The sequence below is a fragment of the Paraburkholderia tropica genome, from assembly GCF_014171495.1.
Taxonomy (GTDB): domain Bacteria; phylum Pseudomonadota; class Gammaproteobacteria; order Burkholderiales; family Burkholderiaceae; genus Paraburkholderia; species Paraburkholderia tropica.
This window is the reverse complement of the sequence record NZ_CP049134.1, coordinates 437,929-451,380: the sequence shown is the minus strand read 5'-3', so window position 1 is coordinate 451,380 and position 13,452 is coordinate 437,929. Positions and strand designations below refer to the sequence as shown.

Annotated in this window: 14 protein-coding genes; 7 read left to right on the top strand and 7 right to left on the bottom strand. The window is 64.8% G+C overall.

Annotation, left to right across the window (positions count from 1 at the left end; all coding sequences use genetic code 11):
* The first annotated feature begins 48 nt into the window (after nucleotides 1-48).
* The 5 genes from purH to G5S35_RS02045 all read left to right on the top strand — a co-directional run bounded on the left by purH (nucleotide 49) and on the right by G5S35_RS02045 (nucleotide 5,257).
* Complete coding sequence (gene purH / locus G5S35_RS02065) at nucleotides 49-1,614, top strand: bifunctional phosphoribosylaminoimidazolecarboxamide formyltransferase/IMP cyclohydrolase (RefSeq protein ID WP_065065119.1); 1,566 nt, start codon at nucleotides 49-51, stop codon at nucleotides 1,612-1,614.
* A gap of 185 nt (nucleotides 1,615-1,799) precedes the next feature.
* On the top strand, nucleotides 1,800-2,342 hold the full coding sequence (ruvC, locus tag G5S35_RS02060) for a crossover junction endodeoxyribonuclease RuvC (RefSeq protein WP_065065120.1): 543 nt from the start codon (nucleotides 1,800-1,802) through the stop codon (nucleotides 2,340-2,342).
* Nucleotides 2,343-2,452: 110 nt separating this feature from the next.
* Nucleotides 2,453-3,034, top strand: a complete 582-nt coding sequence (ruvA, locus tag G5S35_RS02055; RefSeq protein WP_065065121.1) for a Holliday junction branch migration protein RuvA — start codon at nucleotides 2,453-2,455, stop codon at nucleotides 3,032-3,034.
* 155 nt (nucleotides 3,035-3,189) lie between these two features.
* Complete coding sequence (gene ruvB / locus G5S35_RS02050) at nucleotides 3,190-4,278, top strand: Holliday junction branch migration DNA helicase RuvB (protein ID WP_065065122.1); 1,089 nt, start codon at nucleotides 3,190-3,192, stop codon at nucleotides 4,276-4,278.
* Between the two features lie 28 nt (nucleotides 4,279-4,306).
* Nucleotides 4,307-5,257, top strand: coding sequence for an oxygenase MpaB family protein (locus G5S35_RS02045; protein ID WP_183038517.1), 951 nt, complete (start codon nucleotides 4,307-4,309; stop codon nucleotides 5,255-5,257).
* A gap of 125 nt (nucleotides 5,258-5,382) precedes the next feature.
* On the opposite strand, the gene G5S35_RS02040 is transcribed toward G5S35_RS02045, so the two are convergent.
* From G5S35_RS02040 to tyrS, 4 genes are all read right to left on the bottom strand, one after another.
* Nucleotides 5,383-6,528: a branched-chain amino acid ABC transporter substrate-binding protein gene (locus G5S35_RS02040; protein WP_074981545.1), complete on the bottom strand. Its 1,146-nt coding sequence runs from the start codon at nucleotides 6,526-6,528 to the stop codon at nucleotides 5,383-5,385.
* 365 nt (nucleotides 6,529-6,893) lie between these two features.
* Complete coding sequence (locus G5S35_RS02035) at nucleotides 6,894-7,565, bottom strand: histidine phosphatase family protein (RefSeq protein ID WP_065065125.1); 672 nt, start codon at nucleotides 7,563-7,565, stop codon at nucleotides 6,894-6,896.
* 35 nt (nucleotides 7,566-7,600) lie between these two features.
* Nucleotides 7,601-8,083 carry a D-aminoacyl-tRNA deacylase gene (gene dtd, locus G5S35_RS02030; protein WP_065065126.1) on the bottom strand — a complete coding sequence of 161 codons (483 nt, stop codon included), beginning with the start codon at nucleotides 8,081-8,083 and terminating at the stop codon, nucleotides 7,601-7,603.
* A gap of 49 nt (nucleotides 8,084-8,132) precedes the next feature.
* On the bottom strand, nucleotides 8,133-9,398 hold the full coding sequence (gene tyrS, locus G5S35_RS02025; protein WP_074981543.1) for a tyrosine--tRNA ligase: 1,266 nt from the start codon (nucleotides 9,396-9,398) through the stop codon (nucleotides 8,133-8,135).
* A 319-nt stretch (nucleotides 9,399-9,717) separates the two neighbouring features.
* Between tyrS and G5S35_RS02020 the strand changes: the two genes are divergently transcribed.
* Nucleotides 9,718-10,809, top strand: a complete 1,092-nt coding sequence (locus G5S35_RS02020; protein ID WP_065065181.1) for an anhydro-N-acetylmuramic acid kinase — start codon at nucleotides 9,718-9,720, stop codon at nucleotides 10,807-10,809.
* Between the two features lie 78 nt (nucleotides 10,810-10,887).
* On the opposite strand, the gene erpA is transcribed toward G5S35_RS02020, so the two are convergent.
* The 3 genes from erpA to rplM all read right to left on the bottom strand — a co-directional run bounded on the left by erpA (nucleotide 10,888) and on the right by rplM (nucleotide 12,299).
* Nucleotides 10,888-11,253 (bottom strand): iron-sulfur cluster insertion protein ErpA, encoded by a 366-nt coding sequence (gene erpA, locus G5S35_RS02015; protein ID WP_065065128.1) that lies wholly within the window; start codon nucleotides 11,251-11,253, stop codon nucleotides 10,888-10,890.
* 213 nt (nucleotides 11,254-11,466) lie between these two features.
* Nucleotides 11,467-11,859 carry a 30S ribosomal protein S9 gene (rpsI, locus tag G5S35_RS02010; RefSeq protein WP_065065129.1) on the bottom strand — a complete coding sequence of 131 codons (393 nt, stop codon included), beginning with the start codon at nucleotides 11,857-11,859 and terminating at the stop codon, nucleotides 11,467-11,469.
* Nucleotides 11,860-11,870: 11 nt separating this feature from the next.
* Nucleotides 11,871-12,299, bottom strand: a complete 429-nt coding sequence (rplM, locus tag G5S35_RS02005; RefSeq protein ID WP_065065130.1) for a 50S ribosomal protein L13 — start codon at nucleotides 12,297-12,299, stop codon at nucleotides 11,871-11,873.
* Between the two features lie 669 nt (nucleotides 12,300-12,968).
* Here rplM and G5S35_RS02000 point away from each other — a divergent pair.
* Nucleotides 12,969-13,391, top strand: coding sequence for an OsmC family protein (locus G5S35_RS02000; RefSeq protein ID WP_065065131.1), 423 nt, complete (start codon nucleotides 12,969-12,971; stop codon nucleotides 13,389-13,391).
* Nucleotides 13,392-13,452 lie beyond the last annotated feature (61 nt).

Genomic DNA, 13,452 nt, shown 5'->3' with positions numbered 1-13,452 from the left:
GCCGCTTCCGGCGCTCACCCCTCGATCTCCCGGCAACTCTCCCCCATCATGATCAAGCAAGCGCTCATCTCCGTTTCCGACAAGTCAGGCATCGTCGACTTCGCGAAATCGCTGTCGGACCTCGGCGTCAAGATCCTTTCGACCGGCGGCACCGCGAAACTGCTCGCGGACGCGGGCCTGCCCGTGACCGAAGTCGCCGACTACACCGGCTTTCCGGAAATGCTCGATGGGCGCGTGAAGACGCTGCATCCGAAGGTCCACGGCGGCATCCTCGCGCGCCGCGACCTGCCGGAACATATGGCCGCGCTCGAAAAGCACGACATCCCGACGATCGACCTGCTGGTCGTGAACCTCTACCCGTTCGTCCAGACGATCTCGAAGGAAGAGTGCTCGCTGGAAGACGCGATCGAGAACATCGACATCGGCGGCCCGACCATGCTGCGCTCGGCGGCGAAGAATCATCGCGACGTCACGGTGGTGGTCGACCCGACCGACTACGCCACGGTGCTCGAAGAGATGCGCGCGAACGGCAACAACGTCGGCTACGCCACGAACTTCCGCCTCGCGACCAAGGTGTTCGCGCACACGGCGCAGTACGACGGCGCGATCACGAACTATCTGACGAGCCTGACCGAAGCGCTGGAGCACAAGTCGCGCAACGCCTACCCGGCCACGCTGAACCTCGCGTTCGACAAGGTCCAGGACCTGCGTTACGGCGAGAACCCGCACCAGAGCGCCGCGTTCTACCGCGATCTGGCCTCGCCCGCCGGCGCGCTCGCGAACTACAAGCAGCTCCAGGGCAAGGAACTCTCGTACAACAACATCGCCGACTCCGACGCGGCGTGGGAATGCGTCAAGACCTTCGACGTGCCCGCCTGCGTGATCGTCAAGCATGCGAATCCGTGCGGCGTGGCGGTGGGCACGGACGCGCTCGAATCGTATTCGAAGGCGTTCCAGACCGATCCGACCTCGGCGTTCGGCGGCATCATCGCCTTCAACCGCGAAGTGGACGAAGCCGCGGCGCAAGCCGTGTCGAAGCAGTTCGTCGAAGTGCTGATCGCGCCGTCGTTCTCGGACGCGGCCAAGGCCGTGTTCGCGGCGAAGCAGAACGTGCGTCTGCTCGAAATCGCGCTGGGCGAAGGCCATAACGCGTTCGATCTGAAGCGCGTGGGCGGCGGCCTGCTGGTGCAGTCGCTCGATTCGAAGAACGTGCAGCCGCACGAACTGCGCGTCGTGACGAAGCGTCACCCGACGCCGAAGGAAATGGACGATCTGCTGTTCGCCTGGCGCGTCGCGAAGTTCGTGAAGTCGAACGCCATCGTGTTCTGCGCGAACGGCATGACGATGGGCGTGGGCGCGGGCCAGATGAGCCGCGTGGACTCGGCGCGCATCGCCAGCATCAAGGCGGAAAACGCAGGCCTGAAGCTCGCGGGTTCGGCTGTGGCGTCGGACGCGTTCTTCCCGTTCCGTGACGGCCTCGACGTGGTGGTCAACGCGGGTGCGACCTGCGTGATCCAACCGGGCGGCTCGATGCGCGACGACGAAGTGATCGCCGCCGCCGACGAGCACAACATCGCCATGGTCATGACGGGCATCCGCCACTTCCGTCATTGATTCATCGCTGATCCACAGCTGATCGGCGCGCTTTAACAGGCGAAAGCCCGCTGGACCACGCGTCCAGCGGGCTTTTTCTTTGCGGCGCGCCGCACGTGCATGAGGCCACGCCGCGCCGCGCATGGCTCGCGGCATCGCCGGCATTCGTTGTACCATCCGAAACACACTCGTTTTTCCCGCATTTCATGAGAATTCTCGGCATCGACCCCGGCTTGCGCGTCACGGGCTTCGGCGTGATCGAACGTCACGGCCACACGCTTTCCTACGTCGCGAGCGGCGTCATCCGCACCGCCGATGCCGATCTGCCGACGCGCCTGGGCACGATCTTCGAAGGCGTTTCGACGCTGATCCGCCAGCACGCGCCCGACCAGGCCGCGATCGAAAAAGTCTTCGTCAACGTCAATCCGCAGTCGACGCTGCTGCTCGGCCAGGCGCGCGGCGCGGCCATCTGCGGGCTGGTTTCCGGCGGCGTGCCGGTGGCCGAATACACCGCGCTGCAGCTCAAGCAGGCCGTGGTCGGCTACGGTCGCGCGACCAAGGAGCAGATGCAGCAGATGGTCGTGCGCCTGCTGAACCTCGCCGGCACGCCGGGCACCGACGCCGCCGACGCGCTCGGCATGGCGATCTGCCACGCTCACGGCGGCGACACGCTCGCGACGCTCGGCGGCATTGCGCCCGCGCTCGCGAAAAAAGGCGTGCGCGTGCGGCGCGGGCGATTGATTGGTTGATTGGCTGACCGGCTGATCGCGCCGCAAAATCCTGGCCGGACGGCTAACGTTGACCGCGCGCGCGCCGCGCTCCGCTACACTCTGCGCTTTCCCTCATCACTGAATCCGCCATGATCGGTCGCATTGCCGGCGTACTGCTGGAAAAGAACCCGCCGCACCTGCTCATCGACTGCAACGGCGTCGGCTACGAAGTCGACGTGCCGATGAGCACGTTCTACAACCTGCCCAGCAATGGCGAAAAAGTCGTGCTGCTCACGCAGATGATCGTGCGCGAAGACGCGCATCTGCTCTACGGCTTCGGCACGATCGAAGAACGCGCCACGTTTCGCGAATTGCTCAAGATCAGCGGCATCGGTGCGCGCATGGCGCTCGCGGTGCTCTCGGGCATGAGCGTCAACGACCTCGCGCAGGCGGTCTCCATGCAGGATTCCGCGCGCCTCACGCGCGTGCCCGGCATCGGCAAGAAAACGGCCGAACGTCTGCTGCTCGAACTCAAGGGCAAGCTCGGCGCCGACCTGGGCGCGATGGCCGCTGCGGCGTCGCCGTCCGATCACGCCAGCGACATCCTCAACGCGCTGCTCGCGCTCGGCTATTCCGAAAAGGAAGGCGTCGCGGCCATCAAGAACGTGCCGGCCGGCACGGGCGTGTCCGAAGGCATCAAGCTCGCGCTCAAGGCGCTGTCGAAGGGTTGAGCGTCCGCCACGCTCGCGTGCGGCGCAGGACGTCGCACGCTGCGTGAAGTGCTGCATTGAGGCCCAACGTCGGCTGTTAGTTGCGAAGCGGAACAACGCGCCGCGCGGCCTGAAAGCGCCCTGCCCGCGCCCAGGTCGCGCGGTACAATCGCTGCATGATCGAAACCGACAAACTCGCCGCCAACCGCGTCAGCGCCGCGCCCGAGCGCGTGATTTCCGCCTCGCCCGCCTCGTCCGGCGAAGAGGCGTTCGAGCGCGCGCTGCGCCCGCGTCAGCTCGAGGAATACGTCGGCCAGGAAAAGGTGCGCGGCCAGCTCGAAATCTTCATCGAAGCCGCCAAGCGCCGCTCCGAGCCGCTCGACCACGTGCTGCTGTTCGGGCCGCCCGGTCTGGGCAAGACCACGCTCGCGCACATCATCGCGCGCGAAATGGGGGTCAATCTGCGGCAGACGTCGGGACCGGTGCTCGAACGCGCGGGCGACCTCGCCGCGCTGCTCACCAATCTCGAAGCGCACGACGTGCTGTTCATCGACGAAATTCACCGGCTCTCGCCGGTCGTCGAGGAAATCCTGTATCCGGCGCTCGAGGACTATCAGATCGACATCATGATCGGCGAAGGTCCGGCCGCGCGCAGCGTGAAACTCGATCTCCAGCCGTTCACGCTCGTCGGCGCGACCACGCGCGCGGGCATGCTCACGAACCCGCTGCGCGACCGCTTCGGCATCGTCTCGCGGCTCGAGTTCTACAACGCGGGCGAACTCTCGCGGATCGTGCAGCGCTCGGCCGCGCTGCTCGGCGCGCAGATTCATCCCGACGGCGCGCTCGAAATCGCGCGCCGCTCGCGCGGCACGCCGCGTATCGCCAACCGCCTGCTGCGCCGCGTGCGCGACTATGCCGAAGTGAAGGCCGACGGCTCGATCACCGCGCAGGTCGCCGACGCCGCACTGCGCATGCTCGACGTCGATCCCGTCGGCTTCGACCTGATGGACCGCAAGCTGCTCGAAGCGATTCTCTACAAGTTCGACGGCGGCCCGGTGGGCGTGGACAACCTCGCCGCCGCGATCGGCGAGGAGCGCGACACGATCGAGGACGTGCTGGAGCCGTATCTGATCCAGCAGGGCTTTTTGCAGCGCACGCCGCGCGGACGCGTGGCCACGCAGCTCACCTATCGCCACTTCGGCCTGACGGTGCCCGACGACGCCCGCGACGCGCGCGGCACCGACTGGGAGCCGGACGCGTCGTAAGGCGCGCCGTCCCGCGAGCGAGTCCACGATGTCCGAGCACGCCGGCCGCCGCCACGACGCTCCCGAGCCGAGCGGCTTCGTCGGCCAGCTCTCGCATCGCCTGCGCATGGCGCTCGCCGAGAGCGTCACGCATCTCACCACGGGCAGCGGTCCGAAGCTCGATTATTCGAATCCGCCGGGCGATCCCGGCCTGTTCGGCCCCGACGCCATCTGCTGGAAAGTGCACGCCGACTTCGCGGGCATGATGGCGGGCGGCATCAGCGCGCTGCTGTTGCAGGCGCTTCATCCGCTCGCGCTCGCGGGCGTGTGGGACCACTCCACCTTTCGCACCGATATCCTCGGCCGCCTGCGCCGCACCGCGACCTTCATCGCGGGCACGACCTACGGCAGCCGCGCCGACGCACTCGCGCTGATCGCACGCGTCAAAACCATCCACGAAAGCGTGACCGGTTTCGCGCCCGACGGACGCCCGTATCGCGCCAGCGACCCCGCGCTGCTCACGTGGGTGCATGTGGCCGAGGTGTCGAGTTTTCTCGCGGCGTATCTGCGTTATGTGAATCCCGCGCTGCCGGGCGCGCAGCAGGATCAGTACTACGCCGAAGTCGCGCGCATCGCGCAGTTGCTGGGCGCGACCGAGGTGCCCACGTCGCGCGCGGAAATCGCCGCCTACCTCGAATCGATGCAGCCCGAACTGGTTGCGAGCGAGCGCACGAGCGAAGTCGTGCGCGTGCTGATGGACGCGCCCACGCCGCGCCCCGCGATGCGGCCGGCCGGCGCGCTGATGCGTCAAGCGGGCATCGACCTGCTGCCGCCGTTCGCGCTGCGGCTGCTGGGCTTCGAGCGCTTCGCCCTGGCGCGCCGCGCCGTCGTGCAGCCCGGCATGCGCGCCGTGGCGCCGGTGCTGCGCTGGGCGCTCGTCAACGGCGTCTCGAAACGTGCGCGCCGACGCGCGGCCGCCCCGCCGGCATCGTCCACGTAAAAGAAAACGGCCAGCCCGCTCGCGCAGACTGGCCGCCTTGCATCGCTTTCGCACCGGCGCCGCATCACGCTTGCCGCGTAACCCGGCGTGAATCAGCGCAACACAACGTGACGCGGCGCGCGCACTTACATCTTCACCACGTCGAGCAGCGTCTTCTTGCCCGCCTTGTAGTTGTAGAGCGAGATCACGCCGTGCTTCAAATCGCCCTTCGAATCGAACGCCGTCTCGCCAATCACGCCCTTGTAGTTCGTGCTCGGGATTTCCGCGAGGATCTTCGCGTGGTCGGTCGAGTTCGCGCGCTTCATCGCATCGACGACGATATACACCGCGTCATAGGTGAACGGCGCATCGTATTCGACCGGATGGCCGAAGCGCTTCTGATACTTCGCCGAGAACGCCGCACCGCCGTCCATGCGCTCGAGCGCCATGCCAGCCTGCGAGCAGACGATGTTGTCCGCCGCCGCGCCCGCGAGCTGCGCGAGGCTTTCCGTGCAGACGCCGTCGCCCGCCAGCACCTTCGCGCGCAGGCCGAGCTGGCGCGCCTGCTTGGCGAACGGACCGCCGGTGGAATCCATGCCGCCGTACATGATCGCGTCCGGATTCTCGCCCTTGATCTTGGTGAGAATCGCGCGGAAATCGACGGCCTTGTCGTTGGTCGCGTCGTGCGAAACGACCTTCATACCGAGCGATTTCGCGGTCTTTTCGAACTCGTTCGCGAGGCCCTGGCCGTAGGCGGTCGAGTCGTCGACCACGGCGACGCTCTTCACGTTCAGGCTCTTGAGCGCGTAGTCGGCGAGCGCCGGACCTTGCTGCGCGTCGGTGGCGACCACGCGGTACGTGGTCTTGAAGCCCTGCTGCGTATAGGACGGATTCGTCGACGACGGCGAGATCTGCACGATGCCGGCGTCGCTATAGATCTTCGAGGCGGGAATCGATGCGCCCGAATTCAGATGGCCGATCACGGCGACGACCTTGTCGTCGACGAGCTTCTGCGCGACCTGGGTGGCCTGGCGCGGGTCGGCGCCGTCGTCCTGACCGTCGAGCGCGAGTGTGATCTTCTGGCCGCCGATCGTCAGACCCTTGGCGTTGATCTCTTCGATCGCGAGACGCGCGCCGTTTTCGTTGTCTTTGCCGAGGTGGGCCGAGCCGCCCGTGAGCGGGCCGACGTGACCGATCTTGACCACCTGATCCGCGGATGCATTCGCGCACATCGCGCCGAACGCGAGCACGGCGGCGCTGACCGGCAACAGCGTGTGAAGCTTGAACGTCATTGAAAATCTCCTGCGATTTGTTCTGGAAACTGCCTTTCGTATGCAACCCTGGCTTCGTCGGCACCGCCTGCCCGTGGTGCGCCCGCACGCCTCTTCAACGCGCAGCCGGCGCTCGCGGCCATCGCCCGGAACACGGGAAATCGCGGCGAGGCCCCACCGATGCGGCAAAGCACAAAGGTCGGATGAATGGTATCAGGCGCCCCCGCATCGCGGTTGGCCTTTGGAAAGGCGTCGTAAGAGGCGGGTAAGCCGATTTGACGGCAATGCGGAGGGGATGCCCGGGCCGGATGGCCCGAGACGTGGGGATGCGCTCAGGTGGCGCTTATATGACGCTTATCCAGCGCTCAAGTGACGCACAAACGCGCTCAGGTCGCGCGCTTGAGGCCGTCGTCGTCGCTGGCCGTGGGCAGATGCGAGACATCGCCCCAGTTGACGACGCTCGCCTGCGTCACACTGCCGTCGCGCGTGAAATCGACGACATTGACGCTCGTGTTCAGCAACGGCCACGCGCGCGGCGCGGCCAGCTCGACGCCGTTGGCGAAACGGTAGATGCAATCGAGCACGCCGCCATGCGCGACGACCGCGATGCGGCCTCCCGAATGCTTTGCGAGGATCGGTTCCAGCGCGTGCAGAACGCGGTGATAAAACGTGCGCTGCGACTCGCCCTCGGGCGGCTCGAAACCGGGATCGCGCGTTTGCCAGTGCGCGTATTCATCGGGAAAACGCTCGGCGATCTCGTTGCTGTCGTGGCCCTGGAACGCGCCGTAGTTGCGCTCGCGCACGCCTTCGGTCAGTTGCAGCGGCAAGCCGAGCGCGTCGGCAATCGGCTGCGCCGTTTGTTGCGCGCGCATCAGGTCGCTGGACCATACCGCATCGAGTCGCGTCCCCGCATGCGCGGCCTGCGCGATCTTCGCAGCGAGCCGTTGTGCCTGCTCGACGCCGCTCTCGGCGAGCGGAATGTCGATATGGCCCTGGATGCGCTTGATGCGGTTCCAGGCGGTTTCACCGTGACGGATGAAAAGAATCTGCGTGGTCATGAGTCGGCGATGAAAGAGCGGAACGGAAACCGCAGTTAGTTGCGTGCGCCAGCGGATGCGTCGTTGCGCACCTGAAGCCAGAACGTCACGGGACCGTCGTTGACGAGCGACACCTGCATGTCGGCGCCGAATTCGCCGGTTTCCACGACGGGATGCTTCGCGCGCGCCGCAGCGACGAAATAGTCGAACAGACGGCGGCCCTCGTCGGGCGGCGCGGCCGGCGTGAAGCTCGGGCGCAGGCCGCTGTTCGTGTCGGCGGCGAGTGTGAACTGCGACACCAGCAGCAGTCCGCCCGCCGCCCCGTTGCCGTCGATGTTCTGCACCGGCAGATTCATCTTGCCCGCCGCGTCGCTGAACACGCGGTAGCCCAGCAGCTTCGCGAGCAGTTTGTCGGCGTTCGCCTCGGTGTCGCCGCGCTCCGCGCAGACGAGCGCGAGCAGCCCCTGGCCGATCGCACCGGTCACGCGTCCTTCGACGTCCACCTGCGCGCGGCGCACGCGTTGAATCAGCGCGATCATCGAGCGCGCGCCTTCGACGCGCGCGCGCCGTTCAAGCCTGAACGCGCCATCACGCAGTCAGCGTCACGCGCGCGAAGCGGCGCTTGCCGACCTGCACGACGAACTCGCCCGCTTCGACCTTCAGGCCCTTGTCGGACACGGTGGCGCCGTCGATCTTCACGCCGCCCTGCTCGATGTTGCGCAGCGCTTCGCTGGTCGACGGCACGAGGCCCGCCTGCTTGAGCAACTGGCCGATCGCCAGCGGCGCGCCCGCGAGCGTGACCGACGGAATATCGTCCGGCACGCCGCCCTTCGCGCGGTGGTTGAAGTCTTCGAGCGCGCGCTCGGCGTCGCCTTGCGAGTGGAAGCGCGCGACGATTTCCTGCGCGAGCAGCACCTTGAAATCGCGCGGATTGCGGCCCGCTTCGATTTCACGCTTGTAGCCTTCGATCTCGTCCATCGGACGGAACGAGAGCAGCGTGAAGTAACGCCACATCAGCGTGTCGGAAATCGACATCAGCTTGCCGAACATGTCGTTCGGCTTTTCGCTGATACCGACGTAGTTGTGCTTCGACTTCGACATCTTTTCGACGCCGTCGAGACCTTCGAGCAGCGGCATGGTCAAGATGCACTGCTGTTCCTGGCCGTACTGCTTTTGCAGTTCGCGGCCGACCAGCAGATTGAACTTCTGGTCCGTGCCGCCGAGTTCGAGGTCGGCGTTGAGCGCGACCGAGTCGTAACCCTGCATCAGCGGGTAAAGGAACTCGTGGATCGAGATAGGCACGCCGCTCTGGAAGCGCTTGGTGAAGTCCTCGCGCTCCAGAATGCGCGCGACCGTGTAGCGCGACGCGAGCTTGATCATGCCGTCGGCGCCGAGCGGCATCGACCATTCGCTGTTGTAGCGGATTTCGGTCTTTTCGCGGTCGAGCACGAGCGCGGCCTGCTCGAAATACGTCTTGGCGTTCGACTCGATCTGCTCGCGCGTGAGCGGCGGACGCGTGGCGTTGCGGCCCGACGGGTCGCCGATCAGCGAGGTGAAGTCGCCGATCAGGAAGATCACGGTATGGCCGAGATCCTGCAACTGGCGCATCTTGTTGAGCACGACCGTGTGGCCGATGTGGATGTCGGGCGCGGTCGGATCGAGGCCGAGCTTGATGCGCAGCGGCTTGCCGGTGGCCGCGCTTTTCGCGAGCTTCTGCTCGAATTCTTCTTCGATCAGCAGTTCGTCGACACCGCGCTTCGTGACGGCGAGCGCGTGACGAACTTCGTCGGTGACCGGAAAGGCGGGTTTGGCGCCGCTGTGGGCGCCATTGGAAGATGCGGAATCGGTGCTCATGCTTCGATCGATTGGAGTGCGTTAGGTCTGGGACTAACCCGGGATTTTACGTGATTCGACTGACAGGGCCGAGGATTGCGGCGGCATGCGCCGTTTTTCACGGCGAATCGCGCTCGCGGACGCGTCCGGGAACCAGCACACAGGGTCGCACAATCCGCCGATCCGCTCCATTCGTCCGAACGGCTTACGCCGAACGGCTATTGCCCCGATAATCATCGTCAGATTCCCTTCTTAGCCTTTCCGAGAGGAGCAGAACGTGGCGCCACGCGAAGCACGAAAAGACAGCGCACATCCCGCCGACGGCGTGTATTTCGGCCTGATGTCGGGCACCAGCATGGACGGCGTGGACGGCATCGCCGTGCGCTTCGAGCAGGGCCAGCGGCCGGTCGTGCTGGCCGAGGCATTCGTCGGTTTCGCGCAGGGGCTGCGCGAGGCGCTCTTTTCGCTGCAGCAGCCGGGCGAAAACGAGATCGAGCGCGCCGCGCTTGCGGGCAACGCGCTCGCGGCCCGTTACGCGGTCTGCTGCCACGAACTGCTGCGCGCGGGCAACGTGAACGCCGGCGAGGTGCGTGCGATCGGCGCGCACGGCCAGACCATCCGGCATCGGCCCGAAAAAGGCTTCACGGTGCAGATCCAGAATCCGGCGCTGCTCGCCGAACTCGCGCATATCGACGTGATCGCGGACTTCCGCAGCCGCGACGTCGCCTCGGGCGGCCAGGGCGCGCCGCTCGTGCCCGCATTCCACGCGACGCTGTTCGGCTCGCAGGAAGAAACGCGCGTCGTCTGCAATCTGGGCGGCATCAGCAACATCACGATTCTGGACGCCACGGGCTCGGTGCGCGGCTTCGACTGCGGCCCGGCCAATGCGCTGCTCGACCTCTGGTCGGAGCGCCATCTGGGCAAGCCTTACGACGAGAACGGCCAGTTCGCCGCCAGCGGCACCTTGCAGCAGCCATTGCTGAACGCCCTGCTCGACGAGGCGTTTTTTGAGCAGCAGCCGCCCAAGAGCACCGGACGCGATCTGTTCAATGCGCAGTGGCTCGACGCCAAGCTGAAGGATTTCGACACGCTCGCGCCCGCCGACGTGCAGGCGACGCTCGTCGCGCTGACGGCCGTGAGCGTCGCGCGCGAGATCGAGCGTCATGCGGGCGATTGCCGCGCCGTGTACGTGTGCGGCGGCGGGGCGCGCAATCCGGTGCTGATGGACGCGCTGCAGAAGGCGCTGGAGACGGGCGGCGTAGCCGGCGTGCCGGTCATGACGACCGAAGCGCTCGGCGTGCCGCCGCAGCAGGTGGAGCCGCTCGCGTTCGCGTGGCTGGCGATGCGCTGCGTGGCGCGCGAGCCGGGCAATCTGCCGGCGGTCACGGGCGCGGCGGGCGAGCGCGTGCTGGGGGCGATTTATCCACGCTGAAGACCGCGGCGCGAGATCGGCGATGTAAACGAGAAAACGGGGCATGACGCCCCGTTTTTTACGACTGCTGCGCTTCGTTCAGACCGAGAACGACGAGCCGCAACCACAGGTGGTCGAGGCGTTCGGGTTCTTGATGACGAATTGCGCGCCGTTCAGATCGTCCTTGTAGTCGATCTCGGCGCCGACGAGGTACTGATAGCTCATCGAGTCGATCAGCAACTGGACGCCGTTCTTGTTCATCACGGTGTCGTCTTCGTTGACGGTCTCGTCGAACGTGAATCCGTACTGGAAGCCCGAGCAGCCGCCGCCTTGCACGAACACGCGCAGCTTCAGCTCCGGGTTGCCTTCCTCGTCGATCAGTTGCTTGACCTTGTCAGCCGCTGCGTCGGTAAAAACGAAGGGACCGGGCATTTCAGTCACGGGGGTCTCGGTGACAGCGTTCATTCGAACTCTCCAAAAAAGCTTCTAGCCGCTATTGTAGGGCTGTTCCTGAGTTCGTGCTTAAGCCCAGGAAATCAAGGGTTTCTCGCCACATTCTTGACTCATATCTCGAATAGGGGCGTGTCCCGTAAACGAAAAAACCGCCCGGCGCATTCCTGCGCGAGGCGGTTTTTGCAGTAACGTGCGCCTCCGCGAGGAGCGCACGCCAAAGCGCGATTAACGCTTCGAGAACTGCTTGCGGCGACGTGCCTTGTGGAAACCGACCTTCTTACGTTCCACTTCACGTGCGTCACGCGTCACGAAGCCAGCTTGCGACAGTGCCGGCTTGAGCGTTGCGTCGTAGTCCATCAGCGCGCGCGTGATGCCGTGGCGAACTGCGCCGGCCTGGCCGGTTTCGCCGCCGCCGTTCACGTTCACCTTGATGTCGAACGTCGCGCCGTGGTTCGTGAGTTCCAGCGGTTGACGCACGATCATCAGCGACGTTTCGCGCGAGAAGTAGTCGGCGATGGGCTTACCGTTGACGATGATGTCGCCCTTGCCCGACTTGATGAAGACACGAGCGACTGCGCTCTTGCGGCGGCCCGTACCGTAATTCCAGTTACCGATCATGTGGGCTCCCCTTAGATCTCGAGCGCCTTCGGCTGTTGTGCCGAGTGCGGATGCGTTGCGTCTGCGTAGACCTTGAGCTTCTTGATCATCGCGTAGCCCAGGGGGCCCTTCGGCAGCATGCCCTTAACTGCCTTCTCGAGCGCGCGGCCCGGGAAGCGTTCTTGCATCTTGCCAAACGTCGTTTCGTAGATACCGCCCGGGTAACCCGAGTGACGGTAGTACTTCTTGTCCGTGGTCTTGTTGCCCGTGACCTTCAGCTTGCCGGCGTTGATGATGACGATGAAATCGCCAGTGTCGACGTGCGGGGTGAACTCAGGCTTGTGTTTGCCGCGAAGACGGCGCGCCACTTCGCTGGCGACACGGCCGAGAACCTTATCCGTCGCGTCAATCACGTACCATTCGCGCTGCACTTCATGTGCCTTGGCGGAAAAAGTCTTCATGATCGATCCAAAAAATAACTTGTGCCCTGATTCGGTCCTGCTTGTGTAGTGGCACTCGTTGGCGCCGGCGCAGGCTCTCCCTGGTCGGGCTTCCCTTTGTTTTCATCGGGTTACCCGTTTCTCCCGCGGGCATGAATGCGGGAAACCTTGGATTATAAAGGGAAATTTGAGCAGCGGTCAAAATTTGTGCGGACTTTCTGCTGGCGAGGCGCCAGGCGCACAGGATCGGGCACAAAAACGCGGACGAAAAAAAGCCCAAGCGTGTTGGCTCGGGCTTAATCCACCTTTTGGAGGAGGGTGGAGGAGACATGCTGAGGTGTCGTGAAGCACGACAACCAATGAGACGAATTATACGGATCGGCCTTGTGCGACGCAAGGAAATTTATATTGTGAAAGACTAAACCATAATGTGAAATTTTGATTTCGCGCGGCGCTTGCGATTTTTCCCATAACAATCAATGAACTAAGAAATTGCGTCAGCGCGCACGTGCAGGACAACTAGAGCGATCTCCCTAATTGCGCCAGGGAAATCCCTCGTGATCGTGGGATGTGGCGCCGCAACATGCAAGCGACGGGCATAAGCCGCACGCGCCATGTCCCCCCGGACATACCTGTAAGACGCGGGCTACAATGCCGGCTGAATCGAGAATATTGAGCTGAGGCAAGCGCATGGAATGCAAAGTTAGCTGGATGGGTCAGGACGGCATGGCCTTCGCCGCCGAAACGGGCAGCGGTCACCTCGTCAACATGGATGGCGCACCGGAAGGCGGCGGCCACAACCTCGCGCCGCGTCCGATGGAAATGGTGCTGCTCGGCACGGGCGGCTGCACGGCCTACGACGTGGTGCTGATCCTGAAGAAGAGCCGTCAGGAAGTGAGCGGCTGCAGCGTGACGCTCAAGGCCGACCGCGCGAGCGAAGACCCCAAGGTGTTCACGAAGATCCACTTCCACTTCACCGTGACGGGCAAGAACCTGAACCCGGCGACCGTGGAACGCGCGATCAATCTGTCGCACGACAAGTACTGCTCGGCGTCGATCATGATCGGCAAAACCGCCGAGATCACGCACTCGTTCGAGATCGTCGCAGCGTAAGACACGCGCACACCGGCGATTCCGGCGGCAGCAAATGAAAAAAGCCGGCGCGGTTCTCAAT

Excerpts from the sequence above, each read along its gene's own strand:
- ruvC (WP_065065120.1), top strand. The coding sequence starts at position 1,800 with ATGAGAATTCTCGGCATCGACCCCGGCTTGCGCGTCACGGGCTTCGGC.
- G5S35_RS02040 (WP_074981545.1), bottom strand. The coding sequence starts at position 6,528 with ATGACGTTCAAGCTTCACACGCTGTTGCCGGTCAGCGCCGCCGTGCTC.
- ruvB (WP_065065122.1), top strand. The coding sequence starts at position 3,190 with ATGATCGAAACCGACAAACTCGCCGCCAACCGCGTCAGCGCCGCGCCC.
- G5S35_RS02020 (WP_065065181.1), top strand. The coding sequence starts at position 9,718 with ATGTCGGGCACCAGCATGGACGGCGTGGACGGCATCGCCGTGCGCTTC.
- rpsI (WP_065065129.1), bottom strand. The coding sequence starts at position 11,859 with ATGATCGGTAACTGGAATTACGGTACGGGCCGCCGCAAGAGCGCAGTC.
- G5S35_RS02000 (WP_065065131.1), top strand. The coding sequence starts at position 12,969 with ATGGAATGCAAAGTTAGCTGGATGGGTCAGGACGGCATGGCCTTCGCC.
- dtd (WP_065065126.1), bottom strand. The coding sequence starts at position 8,083 with ATGATCGCGCTGATTCAACGCGTGCGCCGCGCGCAGGTGGACGTCGAA.
- tyrS (WP_074981543.1), bottom strand. The coding sequence starts at position 9,398 with ATGAGCACCGATTCCGCATCTTCCAATGGCGCCCACAGCGGCGCCAAA.
- rplM (WP_065065130.1), bottom strand. The coding sequence starts at position 12,299 with ATGAAGACTTTTTCCGCCAAGGCACATGAAGTGCAGCGCGAATGGTAC.
- ruvA (WP_065065121.1), top strand. The coding sequence starts at position 2,453 with ATGATCGGTCGCATTGCCGGCGTACTGCTGGAAAAGAACCCGCCGCAC.
- G5S35_RS02045 (WP_183038517.1), top strand. The coding sequence starts at position 4,307 with ATGTCCGAGCACGCCGGCCGCCGCCACGACGCTCCCGAGCCGAGCGGC.
- purH (WP_065065119.1), top strand. The coding sequence starts at position 49 with ATGATCAAGCAAGCGCTCATCTCCGTTTCCGACAAGTCAGGCATCGTC.
- G5S35_RS02035 (WP_065065125.1), bottom strand. The coding sequence starts at position 7,565 with ATGACCACGCAGATTCTTTTCATCCGTCACGGTGAAACCGCCTGGAAC.
- erpA (WP_065065128.1), bottom strand. The coding sequence starts at position 11,253 with ATGAACGCTGTCACCGAGACCCCCGTGACTGAAATGCCCGGTCCCTTC.